Origin of the sequence: Salaquimonas pukyongi, assembly GCF_001953055.1 — a bacterium.
GTDB classification, from domain to species: domain Bacteria; phylum Pseudomonadota; class Alphaproteobacteria; order Rhizobiales; family Rhizobiaceae; genus Salaquimonas; species Salaquimonas pukyongi.
This window is the reverse complement of record NZ_CP019044.1, coordinates 3,263,798-3,278,369: the sequence shown is the minus strand read 5'-3', so window position 1 is coordinate 3,278,369 and position 14,572 is coordinate 3,263,798. Positions and strand designations below refer to the sequence as shown.

13 protein-coding genes are annotated in these 14,572 nt (G+C 57.1%); 3 read left to right on the top strand and 10 right to left on the bottom strand.

The window, feature by feature from the left end:
* Nucleotides 1–49 precede the first annotated feature (49 nt).
* The 7 genes from BVL55_RS15830 to BVL55_RS15800 all read right to left on the bottom strand — a co-directional run bounded on the left by BVL55_RS15830 (nucleotide 50) and on the right by BVL55_RS15800 (nucleotide 6,907).
* Nucleotides 50–532: a DUF2852 domain-containing protein gene (locus tag BVL55_RS15830; RefSeq protein WP_075997704.1), complete on the bottom strand. Its 483-nt coding sequence runs from the start codon at nucleotides 530–532 to the stop codon at nucleotides 50–52.
* A gap of 186 nt (nucleotides 533–718) precedes the next feature.
* Nucleotides 719–1,426 carry an orotidine-5'-phosphate decarboxylase gene (gene pyrF, locus BVL55_RS15825; protein ID WP_075997703.1) on the bottom strand — a complete coding sequence of 236 codons (708 nt, stop codon included), beginning with the start codon at nucleotides 1,424–1,426 and terminating at the stop codon, nucleotides 719–721.
* Between the two features lie 20 nt (nucleotides 1,427–1,446).
* On the bottom strand, nucleotides 1,447–2,031 hold the full coding sequence (locus BVL55_RS15820; protein WP_075997702.1) for an NADPH-dependent FMN reductase: 585 nt from the start codon (nucleotides 2,029–2,031) through the stop codon (nucleotides 1,447–1,449).
* A 38-nt stretch (nucleotides 2,032–2,069) separates the two neighbouring features.
* On the bottom strand, nucleotides 2,070–3,512 hold the full coding sequence (locus tag BVL55_RS15815) for an aldehyde dehydrogenase family protein (RefSeq protein ID WP_075997701.1): 1,443 nt from the start codon (nucleotides 3,510–3,512) through the stop codon (nucleotides 2,070–2,072).
* Nucleotides 3,513–3,744: 232 nt separating this feature from the next.
* Nucleotides 3,745–4,395, bottom strand: a complete 651-nt coding sequence (locus BVL55_RS15810; RefSeq protein WP_075997700.1) for a polyhydroxyalkanoate synthesis regulator DNA-binding domain-containing protein — start codon at nucleotides 4,393–4,395, stop codon at nucleotides 3,745–3,747.
* A 167-nt stretch (nucleotides 4,396–4,562) separates the two neighbouring features.
* Nucleotides 4,563–4,976 (bottom strand): hypothetical protein, encoded by a 414-nt coding sequence (locus BVL55_RS15805; RefSeq protein ID WP_075997699.1) that lies wholly within the window; start codon nucleotides 4,974–4,976, stop codon nucleotides 4,563–4,565.
* Between the two features lie 149 nt (nucleotides 4,977–5,125).
* Nucleotides 5,126–6,907 carry a PHA/PHB synthase family protein gene (locus tag BVL55_RS15800; RefSeq protein ID WP_075997698.1) on the bottom strand — a complete coding sequence of 594 codons (1,782 nt, stop codon included), beginning with the start codon at nucleotides 6,905–6,907 and terminating at the stop codon, nucleotides 5,126–5,128.
* A gap of 157 nt (nucleotides 6,908–7,064) precedes the next feature.
* On the opposite strand from BVL55_RS15800, the gene phaZ reads away from it, so the two are divergent.
* On the top strand, nucleotides 7,065–8,300 hold the full coding sequence (phaZ, locus tag BVL55_RS15795) for a polyhydroxyalkanoate depolymerase (protein ID WP_075997697.1): 1,236 nt from the start codon (nucleotides 7,065–7,067) through the stop codon (nucleotides 8,298–8,300).
* Nucleotides 8,301–8,482: 182 nt separating this feature from the next.
* Nucleotides 8,483–9,208: an acetoacetyl-CoA reductase gene (gene phbB, locus BVL55_RS15790; RefSeq protein WP_075997696.1), complete on the top strand. Its 726-nt coding sequence runs from the start codon at nucleotides 8,483–8,485 to the stop codon at nucleotides 9,206–9,208.
* A 77-nt stretch (nucleotides 9,209–9,285) separates the two neighbouring features.
* Here the strand turns inward: phbB and tdh are convergent, their stop codons facing one another.
* The gene (gene tdh / locus BVL55_RS15785) at nucleotides 9,286–10,323 is read right to left on the bottom strand and encodes an L-threonine 3-dehydrogenase (protein ID WP_075997695.1); all 1,038 of its coding nucleotides are present in this window, start codon (nucleotides 10,321–10,323) and stop codon (nucleotides 9,286–9,288) included.
* Nucleotides 10,320–11,534 carry a glycine C-acetyltransferase gene (locus BVL55_RS15780; RefSeq protein WP_083649585.1) on the bottom strand — a complete coding sequence of 405 codons (1,215 nt, stop codon included), beginning with the start codon at nucleotides 11,532–11,534 and terminating at the stop codon, nucleotides 10,320–10,322. Before BVL55_RS15780 ends, tdh begins: the two co-directional genes overlap by 4 nt.
* A gap of 163 nt (nucleotides 11,535–11,697) precedes the next feature.
* Between BVL55_RS15780 and BVL55_RS15775 the strand changes: the two genes are divergently transcribed.
* Nucleotides 11,698–12,141 carry an SRPBCC family protein gene (locus BVL55_RS15775; RefSeq protein ID WP_075997694.1) on the top strand — a complete coding sequence of 148 codons (444 nt, stop codon included), beginning with the start codon at nucleotides 11,698–11,700 and terminating at the stop codon, nucleotides 12,139–12,141.
* 26 nt (nucleotides 12,142–12,167) lie between these two features.
* On the opposite strand, the gene BVL55_RS15770 is transcribed toward BVL55_RS15775, so the two are convergent.
* The gene (locus BVL55_RS15770) at nucleotides 12,168–14,381 is read right to left on the bottom strand and encodes a transglycosylase domain-containing protein (RefSeq protein WP_075997693.1); all 2,214 of its coding nucleotides are present in this window, start codon (nucleotides 14,379–14,381) and stop codon (nucleotides 12,168–12,170) included.
* Between the last annotated feature and the right edge of the window lie 191 nt (nucleotides 14,382–14,572).

The following is a 14,572-nucleotide window of genomic DNA, read 5'->3' as shown; positions in this document are numbered from 1 at the left end:
CGGGGTCCGGCGGACCCCGTTGCATGGTGTTTGTTCTGCCGATGAGCAATCAGCTATCGGGAACCGATTTGCGGCGCGATTTCGACGCTTTGCCGTCACCTTCCTTTTTGCCGGTCTTGCGCTTGTAGGCAGACATGAAGGCGTCGAATTCATCCTGGTCCTTGGCGCGGCGCAACTCACGAAGATGGGCCTCGAACTCGGCACGCATTTCTTCCAGCTTGCGGCGCTCCTCACGCAGACGCTCGATTTCAGCATTGCGCCAGTCGTCAAAAGCGACATTGCCGGTGCTGGAACGGGGACCGCGGCCGCAGGACCAGTTCCGTGCAAAACCGTCCGTGGTGCGGTTTACGCCGGATTTGAATTCTTCAAGCCGGTCGCCCCACAGAATATAGGCCAGCATGGCGAGGCCGAGCGGCCAGAAAATCATGAAACCGACGATCATCATGGCGATCGTGATCGGGGTCCATGCCGGACGTATCCAGGCGTTGTGATGACCCCGATAGGGGGCACTGCTTGATTGGCTGGTGTTCATATGTGTTGGCCCTCTCAACAATGGATGACGGAACCCTTCCGCCGGACACGGTGGACAATCCGCCGCTCCTGTTACGTAAGAATTTCAACACCCGCTTTCAAGGAAGATACAGATTGCCGACAGATTACGATTTCGCAATTCAAATAAAACTGTTCTAAATCAGAATGTTATGGTGATGTACCAAGATCAGGCAGCAGCTTCTGCCATTTCCTGAAGTATGTTCCTTGCCGCCTGCTTGCGGTCTGCAGCAGCAACAATCGGGCGGCCCACCACCAGATGCGAGGCGCCTGCGGCAATCGCCCTGGCGGGCGTCATGACCCGTTTCTGGTCCCCGGCCTCGGCGCCTGCGGGGCGAATTCCGGGGGTTACCAGCGCCATATCCGGGCCGATTTCCCGGCGGATGGCCCGGGCTTCAAGCGCCGAGGCAACGACGCCGCCCATGCCAGCAGCGGCAGCGTCCTTCGCACGGGTCATTACCAGTTCTTTGGCGGAAGTACCGTATCCGGCGGCGGTAAGATCATCGTCGTCCATCGAAGTCAGGACTGTCACGCCCAACAGGCACAAGTCCGAACCCTGTGCTGCCCTGACCGCTGCGCGCATGGTCTTGGGATAGGCATGCAGCGTAAGCATGTCGAAACCCATGGCGGCGATGTTGGCAACGCCCTTTTCGACGGTGTTGTCGATGTCGAGAAGTTTCATGTCCAGAAAGACCCTGAAGCCTTCACGCTTCAATTCACGGGCAAGTTCAAGCCCGCCGGCAAAGACAAGCTGATACCCGATCTTGAAGAAGTGAACCTCGCCATCAAGCGCGCTTACCACCTGTTGAGCCTGTGCAACATCCGGCACATCCAGCGCCACGATCAGTCTGGAGCGAAGACTATCCGATACCGGCATGAAGCGGCCTTTCGTACGGTTTATACCCGGCTGAGCAAGGTAGCTTTTTCGATCAGCGAACGGCAGGCATTTTCCAGCATGCGGGCTTCCCGTTCACCGGAGAGCCGGCCCATGTCGTCAAACGCGGCTTTTGCCCGGCCAAGGGCCATCTGTTCCGACAGGACCTGCATGCCAAGGCGCACCAGAATGTGTCTTAGATGGGTAAGGGCGGAGTACCCGCCCATGGCACCGGGCGAAGAAGAACCGATCAGTGCCAGCTTGTCCTTGTAGGGTGAAAGCGGTTTTTCGCCATCGGCCGAGACCCTGCTTACCCAGTCGATGGCATTTTTCAAAAGCGGCGGCAGCGAGCCATTGTATTCCGGCGTTACGATGACAACCGCATCGTGGTGGTCAAACAGGCGGGCCAGTTTGACGGCGTTTTCGGGAATGCCCTTTTCCGCTTCCAGATCCTCATCCATGATCGGCAACGGGTAGTCGGCCAGCGTAATGCGGGTTACCTCACCTTCCATCACCGCCAGTTGCGCCCAATAGGCATCGGCAGCCTGCTGGCTGTAGGCGCCTGACCGGATTGAACCGGCGAAGACAAGAATTGCAGGTTTGCGCATTGATTCCGGCTCCCGTTGCGATCCTGACAGTCTGCGGCCTATTTGCCGGGTGCCCAGCCGCCAACTGCCTTGATTTCGAGGAATTCCTCCAGACCCCAGCGGCCGCCTTCACGGCCATTGCCGGACTGCTTGTAGCCCCCAAAAGGTGACGGGGAGGAACGGAACTTGCCGTTCATGTCCACCATGCCAGAGCGAAGCTGGCGGGCCACACGGTTTGCCTTGGCGCCGTCCCCGGTCTGCACGTAATTGGTCAATCCGTATGGCGTGTCGTTGGCAATGGCGATCGCTTCCTCTTCATTGTCAAACGGCATCATGGAAAGAACCGGACCGAATATTTCCTCACGCATGACGGTCATGTCGTTGGTGCAGTCTGCAAACACGGTCGGGCGGACGAAGAAGCCACGATTGAGGCCTTCGGGGCGGCCAATGCCGCCTGCGACAAGCCGGGCACCTTCCTTGATGCCTGCCTCGATCAGGCCCTGAATTTTGTTGAACTGCGCCTCATTGACCACCGGGCCGATGTGGCGGCCAGATTTGGAAGCAACATCCACCGTCATTTTCTCGGCTGTTTCGCGGGCCTGCTCGACAGCCTCATCATAACGCGAACGCTCGACCAGCATGCGGGTGGGCGCATTACAGGACTGACCGGAATTGTTGAAGCAATGCAGAACGCCGCGTTTGACCGCCTTTTCGTCCGCATCGGCAAACACGATATTGGCGCCCTTGCCGCCAAGCTCCAGGGAAACGCGCTTGATGGTGTCTGCAGCGTTCTTTGAAATGGCAATACCGGCGCGGGTGGAGCCGGTAAAGGAAACCAGGTCAATGTCGGGATGGCCTGAAAGCACGGTCCCCACGCCAGGACCGTCGCCATTGACCATGTTGTAAACCCCGGCGGGAACGCCCGCTTCATCCAGTATTCTGGAGAAAAGAATGGCCGAAAGGGGCGATTGCTCGGAGGGCTTGAGCACCATGGTGCAGCCTGCCGCAAGAGCCGGGATCACCTTGAGGGTAATCTGGTTCATTGGCCAGTTCCACGGGGTGATCAGGCCGCAGACGCCCACCGGCTCGTGCAGGATCCGGTCGTTCTCCGTGCCGGGCTGTTTTTCCTCTTCGAACTCGAAAGCTTCCAGCGTATTGATAAAATCGTGGATGTGCTCAAATCCGGCGCCGAACTGGGCGGCCAGGGCCATATCGATGGGCGCACCCATTTCCTGCGAGATTGCTTCGCCCATGGCATCCCTGTTGCGGGTATAGGCTTCCAGAATGCTGCGTAGAAGATCGAGCCGTTCCTGCTTGCTGGAAAGCGACCATTTGGGAAAGGTCGCTTTTGCTGCAGAAATCGCCGCTTCAGCATCCGCCTTGCCGCCGAGCGAAATCGTTGCGCACGCTTCTTCCGTTGATGGGTCGATTACCGCAAAGTCCGTGCCTTCGACTGGATCAGTCCATTTGCCATTAATGTAGAATTGGCGTTCTTCACGCATGCCGGTCTCCAATAGCGCTTGTGCACGATGTGCGTTACAGGCCTCAAAAATACCGCATACGGCAACCCATGGCAGCCACAGCGGTTTTGCTGCTTAAAGCACGGCAGGCACGCTTGGGTCCATACCCTGCCTTCCGCTTCACTCAATCAAATTTTCGGGTAGTATTGCAGCTCAGGCAAATTGGAGGATATGGCAGGCTGCAAGGAGGCGGGCAGCCCAGAAGGCTTAACATCTAGCGAAGTTTTTTGAGCTGCTCCTGCAGCGCTTCCAGATTTTCCTCAATGGCCTTGATCTTGGCTTCCTTTTGAGCCGGTTCCGGCGGGGGGCCGGACTCGCCTTCAGTTTCGCGTTCGCCGGCGGGGCTTTGCTGCGGCAGGCCAAAACCCCATTGGGCCATGGCTTGAGAGAAAAACTCACTCTGCTTTTCCTGCCAGTCGCGCATGGTATCGTTCATGGTACCCATCATCTTCTCCGGGTCCATTGCCTTGCCGCCAAGTTCGCCCAGTTCGCTGAGCGCCTTTTCCTGCTGTTCCTTGTATGCTTCGAACATCTGACCCAGAAATGCGGGGGTCATGGCCCCGGCAAAGGTGCTGGTGACTGAGTTTGCCTGTTCCTGATAATGGCGTACGAGGTCGGTCAGGATATTGAGCGGCAGCGCACTTTCGCCCTGGCTTTCGAAGTCGGCGATAATCTGAACCAGATATTGACGGGTCAGGTCTTCGCCGGTGCCCTTGTCGATAATCTGGACTTCCCGGCCTTCGCGTATATAGCGTGCTATGTCCTCGAGAGTGACGTAAACCTTTGCGTCAGCATCGTACAGTTTCCGGCTTGCATAACGCTTGATAACGATTGGTTCGCCGTCCGGCTTGCTTCTTTTGCTCACATCGCACTCCCAAGCAATCTTAAGAACTATAGGCCTTTGATCTGGCTGGTACAGAAAAAAATCGGCTGATTTGCTGCTCCAACAAAAAAGAGCGGGTCAGGGACCCGCTCAAGAAACCGCGAAAAAGCGGTTGGGAGGAGAAGTAAATCTCTTATTTCAAAGGCCGGTTAGGCAGCCTTTACAGCCGACTTGGCAGCTTTAACGGCATCAGCCTGGAATTCTTTACCGGCAGCCATTACCAGCTCAACCGTTGCCATCTGCGCGGATTTTGCTACTTCGGCAAATTTGGCGAAGTGCTCAGGAGCAGCCTGCGCCTGGGCAGAAGCGACATCAGCAGCAACTTTTGCATATTCAGCAGGCTCGGACTGAACCTTGGTGAAAGCGCCGTATTTGCCAAGGCTGTCTTTCATCCATGCGTTGGACAGTTCGACGTTTTTCTCAGCTGCGTCGAGAGCGATTTTGTTGAATTTGGCGCCGAATTCAGCGGCGTCGCGAACCAGGTCGTTAACAGCGTTCACGTCAGCGAATTTGCCGGCAAACATGTCCTGGAAGGTTTTGGTGTAGTCGATGGTCTTGGTCATGGGAGGAACCTTTATGTCCGAATGTCAGAATTCGATTAATCAGTCAGCGCTTTCTGCGCCTTGTGCAACAGATATATACATGCCGCGCTGCAGCATTTCAAGGAAAAAATGCTGCAGCGCGGCAAAAAAATTATAAGCCTATGAATTAATTACTTTTTCCGCTCGGCGACCACATAGGTTCCCGGCGCGGGAGCCAGGGAAGGGTGGGATTTGCTGCCTGGCTGGCGGGCCTCAACCATCTTGCCGGACCGTTCAGAAAGCCAGTTTGACCAGTGCGGCCACCAGCTTCCGTCATGATGTTCGGCCGCCTTGTGCCACTCGTCCGGATCCGTGCAGGCTTCATCATTGAGCCAATAGCCATATTTGCCGGCTTCCGGCGGGTTGACGATGCCGGCAATATGACCGCTTTCGGAAAGCACCATCTGTTTTTCGCCCGACGTGGTGGACAGGCCCGTAAAGGAGGATTTCCACGGCGCTATGTGGTCGGATTCCGTTGCCACCACATAAATCGGCAAATCGATCTTCGACATGTCTATGACGGTGCCGTTGACTTCGAACTCGCCCTTGATGAGCTTGTTTTCAGCGTAGAGGTGGCGCAGATACTCCTTCGCCATGCGGGCAGGGAGATTGGTGGAATCGCCATTCCAGAACAGGAGGTCAAAGGCCGGAGGCGCTTCTCCCATCATGTAGGACCGTACCGCAGGACCGTAGACCAGATCGTTGGCCCGTAAATAGGAGAATGTCTTGGACATGTAAAAACTGTCGAGGAAGCCGCGCTTGTCCACCTCGGTCTCGATTGCCGTAAGAAAATCCTCGTCAATGAAGACACCGAGATCGCCGGCCTCGGAGAAGTCGGTGAGCGTGGTGAAGAAAGTAGCGCTTTTTACCCTGTCGTCGCCATTTGCAGCCATCAGCGCCAGGGTAATCGTCAGAAGGGTGCCGCCGATACAATAGCCGATGGCATTGACCTTCTTGCTGCCGGTAATGTCCTGAACTGCATTGATGGCGGCAAGGGCGCCTTCCTCGACATAGGTGTCGATGCCCACATCGCGATAATTTTCATCGGGATTGACCCAGGATACGACGAATACCGTATAGCCCTGAGAGACCGCATAGCGGATGAAGCTGTTTTTCTCCTTCAGGTCGAGAATGTAAAACTTGTTGATCCAGGGCGGGAAAATGACCAGGGGGGTCTTGTGGACCTCCTTTGTTGCCGGCGCATACTGGATCAGCTCAAACATCCGGTTGCGGAAAACAACGTCACCCGGGCTGGTCGCAATGTTGCCACCCACTTCGAATGCCTTTGGATCGGCCAGCGTGACCGAAAGCTCACCATCATTGGCCTCGAGATCGCGCACCAGATTGGCAAGACCGTCAACCAGCGACTGGCCGTTGGTTTCCAGCGCTTTTTCCAGGGCATCGGGATTGGTCCCGAAAAAATTGGACGGCGAAAACAAATCCACCAGCTGACGGGCGAAAAACTGAACCCGCCTCTTTTCCTTGTCGTCGATTTCCTCCAGCCCGGTAACGGTCTGGTCGATCATCTCGGTGGAAAGCAGATACTGGTCACGGACAAAATTGAAATAGGGATTGCTGGCCCACAGAGGATTCTTGAAGCGCCGGTCGCCCGGCCCCTTCTTTGCCGCAGGCTCTTTCTGCTCGTCTTCATTAAGAAGCGTCTGGGCGTTGGAAAAATTTTCCAGGCTCTTCCGCCAGAACTGCACCTGTTGCTCGATGATCTTTTCCGGCCGCGCCATCATCTCGGCATAATAGGCGGCCGCGGCCTTGGCATAGAGATTATAGCCGGGCCCCTGCATTGCGGGGTCGCTCTCGCGCCGGTTGGCGATGGCATTTACCAGGCGAACCGTCAGGTCTTCAAGTTTGTCCAGATTGCCCTTGAGGACCTGTGGATCGTATGCAGACTTTTCCATGATCGCCTTCCGTTGCAGGCTTTAGCCTGCTGTTGATTCTGGCCGTTTATCCACCCACTTAAGGATAGCTTGCCCTTGCAACCGCCCAAGGGTACAACCCTGCGGATGTTTGTAGGGTTGATTCACATCCGCTTCAAGCCAACTAAAGGGGCATTTAATGGCCAACCCGTATACCTATACCGCCTATGACGCCACGGAATCGGCGCGCCTGGCCAGCCTCTGGGTGGCCGCAACGGCAAAGACCTTCTGGAAAAATCCAGTTTTCGGACTGTCTTCCAATCCATTGCCGGCGGCATTTGCCGCCTGGGGCGAAGTAAGCGAGCGGGCATTCCAGCGCCTTACCGTAAAGCCGGACTGGGGCATTGCTTCCGTTGTAAGCGGCGGAAGGGACTGTCTGGTTTCGGTCGAAACCGTAATGGAACTCTCCTTCGGCCGGTTGCTGGAATTCAAGGTCAAACGCCCGGCCAAAAGCCGTCCCAAAGTGCTTTTGATCGCCCCGATGTCCGGCCATTATGCCACGCTGCTGCGCAATACCGTCGTCAGCCTGCTACCCGATTGCGACGTACTGATTACCGAATGGCGCAATGCACGCAACGTGCCCGTGTCAAAGGGCAAGTTCGATGTGGAAGACTTTACCAAGCATCTGGTGGAGTTTTTCAAGGTAGCCGGATCCAGAACCCACGTGATCGCCGTTTGCCAGCCTGTCCCCCTGACCCTGGCTGCTGTCGCATGGCTTGCCGAAAACGAACCTGACGCGCAGCCCGCCTCGATGACGCTGATCGGCGGACCGGTCGATCCCGATGCCAACCGCACCGAGGTAACCGACTTCGGCCGCCGGGTTACCATGGGCCAGCTCGAACATTCCGTCATCCAAACGGTCGGCCTCAATCATCCCGGCGTGGGGCGCAAGGTTTATCCCGGCAGCATGCAGCTTTTCTCGTTCATGGCGATGAACTGGGACAAGCATGCGAAGGCATTTGCCAACCAGATCATCCGCACGGTTCGCGATGAGGCGGGCGATCTGGATCGCCATAATACATTCTATGACGAATACCTGGCGGTCATGGACATGCCGGCCGAGTTTTACCTTTCCACCGTGGAGCGCATCTTCAAGACGCGTGAAATCGCCAGAAACGATTTTGCCATTGACGGCAAGAAGGTTGATCTGACGAAAATCACCTCAGTTCCAACGAAGATCGTCGAAGGCGGACGGGACGACATTTCCGCCCCCGGGCAATGTGCTGCCGCGCTTGATGTTCTCACGGGGCTGCCCGATGCGATGAAGGCACATCACCTGGAACCGGATGCCGGCCATTACGGTATCTTTTCAGGCAGGGCCTGGCATGAGAACATCCGCCCGGTCGTGCTGGAGTTCATCGGCAAGCATAGCTGATTTGCCGGCTGCCGGTTGCCGGCGGACCGGTCCCCCCATTCGCCGTTTGGTGCCTTGCTCCGATCGCAACGGGGACACTCAACCCTACAATTGTCTTGTATCTTGCCATCATCTTCATGTTGTATGGAGATGATGGGCGGGAGGAGTTCGCCTTATCGTGTTAATGCAAGAAAGGGAGAGCCATGAAAAAACGCACGGCAGTCGTGACAGGAGGAACACGTGGTATCGGACGCGGTATCTGCGAACTTTTGAAGGAGGAGGGCTATGACGTGGTTGCCGGATATGCCGGCAATGAGGAAGCCGCCGCAAAGTTTTCAGAGGAAACCGGTATCGAAACCCGAAAATGGGACGTTGCCGATTTCGACGCCTGCCAGGAAGCGATCGAGGCAATTTCGGCTTCTCACGGCAATCCGACCGTGCTGGTCAACAATGCAGGCATCACCCGCGACGGAACGCTGAAGCGCATGAGTTACGACGACTGGATGAATGTTATCCAGACAAACCTGACTTCGGTGTTCAACATGTGCAAGGGAACCTGGGCCCATATGGTCGAAGAGAATTTTGGCCGCATCGTCAATATTTCCTCGGTCAACGGGCAGGCTGGCCAATACGGGCAGGTCAACTATTGCGCCGCCAAGGCGGGCGTCATCGGCATGACCAAGGCATTGGCCCAGGAGGGTGCAAGGTTCAACATCACGGCCAATACGGTGGCGCCGGGCTATGTTGCAACCGACATGGTTGCGGCTGTCCCGCAGAACATTCTTGACAAGATCGTCGGCACCATTCCGGTCGGCCGCCTCGGCGATGCCAGCGAGATCGCAAGAGCCGTCTGGTTCCTGTGCCGGGAGGATTCCATGTTTGTTACCGGGTCGACCATTTCGATCAATGGCGGCCAGCACATGTACTGACCCGGCTCTTCAAGGTCACAAACAAATGAGGGCGGCACGATAGCCGCCCTTTTCATTCACGATAAGCAAGACACGCCTTAATTCCAGTCGAGCACTACCTTGCCCGCCTCGCCTGAGCGCATGGCGGAAAACCCCTCTTCAAACGCATCTATGTTCAGACGGTGGGTGATCAGCGGTGCCAAATCCAACCCGCCCTGGACCAGGGCGATCATCTTGTACCAGGTTTCGAACATCTCCCGTCCATAGATACCCTTGATCTTGAGCATCTTGAAGATCACCTCGTGCCAGTCGATTTCAAATCCCTTGGGAGCAATGCCGAGCAGCGCGACCTTGCCGCCATTGTTCATGGTGTGGATCATGTCGCGCAGGGCAGCCGGCGCGCCCGACATTTCAAGACCCACATCAAAGCCCTCTTTCATGCCGATCCGTTTCATGACGCTTTCAAGGTTTTCGCTGGAAGCATCGACCACATGGGGAACACCGAGCCTTTCCGCCAAATCCAGCCGGTAGGCGTTGATATCGGTGATGACCACCTTTCGGGCGCCGGCTTTTGCCGCCACCAGCGCTCCCATGATGCCGATGGGTCCGGCACCGGTGACCAGCACATCCTCGCCAACCAGATCGAAGGACAGTGCCGTGTGAACCGCATTGCCGAAGGGATCGAAAATGGCGGCGATTTCGTCGGGCACATCATCGGGAATGGGAACGACATTGTCCTGGGGCAGGCAGACATATTCGGCAAAACTGCCCGGCCGGTTGACCCCGACCCCTTTCGTGTTCCGGCACAAATGGCCGCGCCCGGCACGGCAATTGCGGCACACGCCGCAGACGATGTGGCCTTCACCCGAAACGCGCTGACCCTGCTCATACCGGGTGACGGCGCTGCCAAGATCGGCGATCTTGCCGCAGAATTCATGGCCTGTCACCATCGGAACCGGGACGGTTGAGGCGGCCCACTCATCCCAGTTCCAGATATGGACGTCGGTACCGCAGATCGCCGACTTGCTGACCTTGATCAGCACATCGGTGGGACCGGGTTCTGGAACAGGCACCGTCTCCATCCACAAGCCAGGTTCGGGGCGGCTTTTGACCAGGGCTTTCATTTCATTGGTCATGAGATAATCCCCATTTCCCGCCCCGCTTCCACAAAGGCATCAATCGCCTGATCAAGTTCTTCCAGGCTGTGGGCAGCCGACATCTGGGTGCGAATACGATCCTTTCCCATGGGCACGACGGGATAGGAAAAGGCCGTGACATAGACGCCCTTTTCGTCAAGGCGTGCAGCCAGTTCCTGGGCAATTTTCGGATCGCCCAGCATCACCGGAATGATTGGATGTGAACCCGGCAAAAGGTCAAATCCCGCCGCCGACATGCGGCTTCTGAAGTGCTCTGAATTGCGGCGCAGGGTCAGCACAAGCGAATTGTCCTTTTCCAGCATGTCCAGCACAGCAAGCGATGTTGCCGCAATGACCGGCGCAAGCGTATTGGAAAACAGATAGGGGCGGGAGCGCTGCCGCAGCCATTCGACAATTTCCCCTGATGCTGCCGTGTAGCCGCCGGATGCCCCGCCCAACGCCTTGCCAAGCGTACCGGTAATGATATCGATACGGCCCATGACGCCGCAATGTTCATGAGTGCCGCGGCCGCGATCCCCCATGAAGCCTACTGCATGGCTGTCGTCCACCATCACCATGGCATCATGCTTTTCGGCCAGATCGCAGATCTCTTCCAGCCGGGCGATGTAACCATCCATGGAGAAGACGCCATCGGTAGCGATCAGCCGGAAGCGGCAATCGGCGGCTTCGGCAAGCTTTGCCTCCAGATCGGCCATGTCCGAATTGGCATAACGCAACCGTTTTGCCTTGCACAAGCGAACGCCGTCGATGATCGACGCGTGGTTGAGAGCGTCGGAGACAATTGCATCTTCGGGGCCGAGCAGGGTTTCGAACAGCCCGGTATTGGCATCAAAACAGGAAGAGTAGAGGATTGCATCCTCCATCCCCAGGAAGGATGCGATACGGGTTTCAAGCTCCTTGTGTTCTTCCTGGGTGCCGCAGATGAAGCGAACCGAGGACATGCCGTATCCGTATTTTTCGAGCGCCGCCCTGCCTGCTTCCACCAATTGGGGATTGCCGGAAAGGCCAAGGTAGTTGTTGGCACACAGATTGATGACCTGGCGCCCGCCCGCCAGTTCCACGCTGCCTGCCTGAGGCGAGACAATCACCCGTTCGCTCTTGAAGAGGCCTGCCTCCTTCAGCCCGGCGATTTCCCCGGCCAACATCTGCGAAAAACGGTTGCCGGCTTGCGGCTTGTCAGTGGCGGACATTTCTTCGGCTCTTTCTGTGTTCAGTGATCATGCGCGACGTGTTTCTGTGTTAGATACGGCCTTTCAACAGGGTTTGACGCGGTCTGCTTCGAATTGACACGATTTTTCGTTCAACTATCAAGATCAAACATGATCGCTTCGCCGAGTACAGGAGGAATTCAGGATGAAAATGTCGGGTGAGCAGCGGATCAAGGCCAGCGTCGACCGGGTCTGGGAGGCGTTAAACGATCCTGAAGTTCTCAAAGCTTCCATTCCGGGCTGTGAAAGTCTGGAAAAAAAGTCCGACACCGAGATGGCGGCCACGGTCACGTTGAAAATCGGCCCGGTAAAAGCCAAATTCAACGGCGAGGTTGAGCTGCAAAATCTCAACCCGCCCCATTCCTACACGATTGTCGGCGAGGGCAAGGGCGGCATTGCCGGCTTTGCCAAGGGCGGTGCGGATGTGACGTTGACAGAGGATGGCAATGCCACGCTGCTGAGCTACCAGGCAAAGGCCGATGTGGGCGGCAAGATCGCGCAGCTTGGCAGCCGGCTGATCGATTCAACCTCGAAAAAGCTTGCAGGTGAATTCTTCAAGAAATTCGGCAAGATCGTCGAAAAGGGCTGAGCTGCCGCAAAACCACCTTGTGGCCTTCAACCGCCAAGCAACAGCTCAATCAGGTTCCTGCGCTTCTTCTGGCTGCCGGAAGCCCCTTCCAGTCCGGCGCCCGGCCTCGGTGCGCCGTCCATGTTCGATAGTGGTTTTCGCACCTGACTGTTAACCGAGGGCTGTCTGCCACCCTGATTGGCGGCAATGGACGTTCCCGACCGACGGCGCGGACTCAGCAGGCCGCCAATGCCCCTGCCCGGCCGTGGCGTGGGAATCACAGCAACCGTCTTGGGCAGATAAAAGCCCGGCAGGTCGGCGACCGGTACCCCTTCATGGGCCTTGCTCATGAAGGCAGAGAAGGTTTTTGCCGGAAGGCCGCCGCCGGTTACCTTCTTGCTGGGTTCTCCATCGTCATTGCCGTACCACACGCCGGTGATCAGGTTGGCAGTATAGCCGACAAACAGCGCATCGCGGAAATTCTGCGTCGTGCCGGTCTTGCCGGCAACATCCCATCCCTTGACCCGCGCCGCCTTGCCGGTGCCCTCTTCAACAGCACGCTCCAGCATCTGGTTCATCATGCCAACCGCGACTGGATCGACAACCTGCGCAGCGGCGGCGGGATTGCGTTGATAAAGAATCTCGCCGTCCTGGGTGGTCACGCGCTTGATGACGAAGGGTTCGGCAAGATATCCGCCATTGGCAAAGGGAGCATAGGCCGCCGTCAGTTCCAGCAGGCTTACCTCGGATGTACCCAGTGCAATGGAAGCATTGCGTGCGAGTTTTGAACCGATTCCAAGCCGTTTTGCGGCACCGATCACCTTGTCGGTTCCGGTTTCGGAGATCATCTGGGCGGCAATCGTATTGAGCGAGAGCGACAGTGCCTCGGACAGCGTGACCGGACCGCGATATTTCCGGTCATAGTTTTCCGGTTTCCATGCACCGATGGCGACGGGCCTGTCCACCCGAACCGAATCGGGATTGAGGCCGCTTTCCATGGCAGCAAGATAAACCAGCGGCTTGAATGCAGACCCTGGCTGGCGCTTCGCATCTACCGCCCGGTTGAACTGACTTTCTGCGTATTCGGCACCGCCAACCATTGCCCGGATGGCGCCGGTACCATCGATGGAGACGAGCGCTCCCTGGCTGACGTTCAGTTTTTCACCAAAATCGCCGATATTGCCAAGCACAAGCGCTCCGGCCTTCTTCTGCAGGTCGAGATCGATGGTGGTGTCCACGATTACATCATGGCGCACTTCCCCGATCAGTCCAGGAAGCTGCTTCATCACCAGATCGGCAACGTAATGCTGGGATCCGCTCCAATAGTGCTTTGCCTTTTTGGCTTCCATGGAAAGCGCGGCAGCCATTTCCCGGTCAGTGACAAACCCGGTGCGCCGCATGGCATGCAAAACCACTTGCGAGCGCTCTTCCGCCCCTTTCGGATTGCGCGCCGGGCTAAGGGCGGAAGGTGCCTTGAGCAAGCCTGCCAGCATAGCGGCTTCGGCAAGGTTTACGTCGCGCGCAGATTTGCTGAAATAGCGCCTAGCGGCTGCATCGACGCCATAGGCACCGGAACCGAAATACACCCGGTTGAGATAAAGTTCGAGGATTTCGTCCTTGGTAAATCTGTGCTCAAGCCAGACGGCGATGATGGCCTCCTGCACTTTGCGCTCGAGATCTCTGCGGGGTTCAAGAAACAGGTTCTTTGCCAATTGCTGGGTCAGGGTGGACCCGCCCTGAACGAGCCGGCCCGCCATGATGTTGGAGACCATGGCGCGGGCAATCCCAAGCGGATCAATACCAAAATGCGAATGAAAGCGCCGGTCCTCGATGGCAATTACGGCCATGGGAATGTAGGGCGACATCTCATCGAGGGAGACCGTCTCTCCGCCGGTAAGACCGCGGTTTGCGACCAGGTCCCCGTCCACGGAGACGATCCGCACATTGGGTGGCCGGTCGGGAATTTGCCAATTGGAGGATTGCGGCAGCTTGGCACCATACCAAACGAACATGCCGGCAACCGCTATGAACCCCCAGATGCCGATCACCACGGTCCAATAGGTGGCAAAGCGGACGAGCCGCGAAAGACCGCTCCGCCGGGCCGTTTTGCGCCGGCGGCCTTGATTATGATTCCGGTTCTGGCGGCGGGGAGCGGCGGAAGAAGCAGCTGCTTGCCTGGACAGGTCATCCCTGCGGCCCGGCGATGGCGTCTCGTCAAAGCCGGGCTCAATGCGGGCGCGGGGCGGTCTTCGTCTTGCCATTTTCCGTCCACTCCTGCAGATCGTGCGGCTGTGATCCCCGTCGTCAGAAACGCCTGGGGGCGCTCTGTTGCCTTGCTGGCAGATCAGGTTTTGGGGGACTTGGCCGACTTTGAATTTTCAGGGTAAGTGAAGTGTAAATGAGGCCATTTAATGAGGGGTAAAGAACGCTGCTGTTTATGCGTGATATTTAC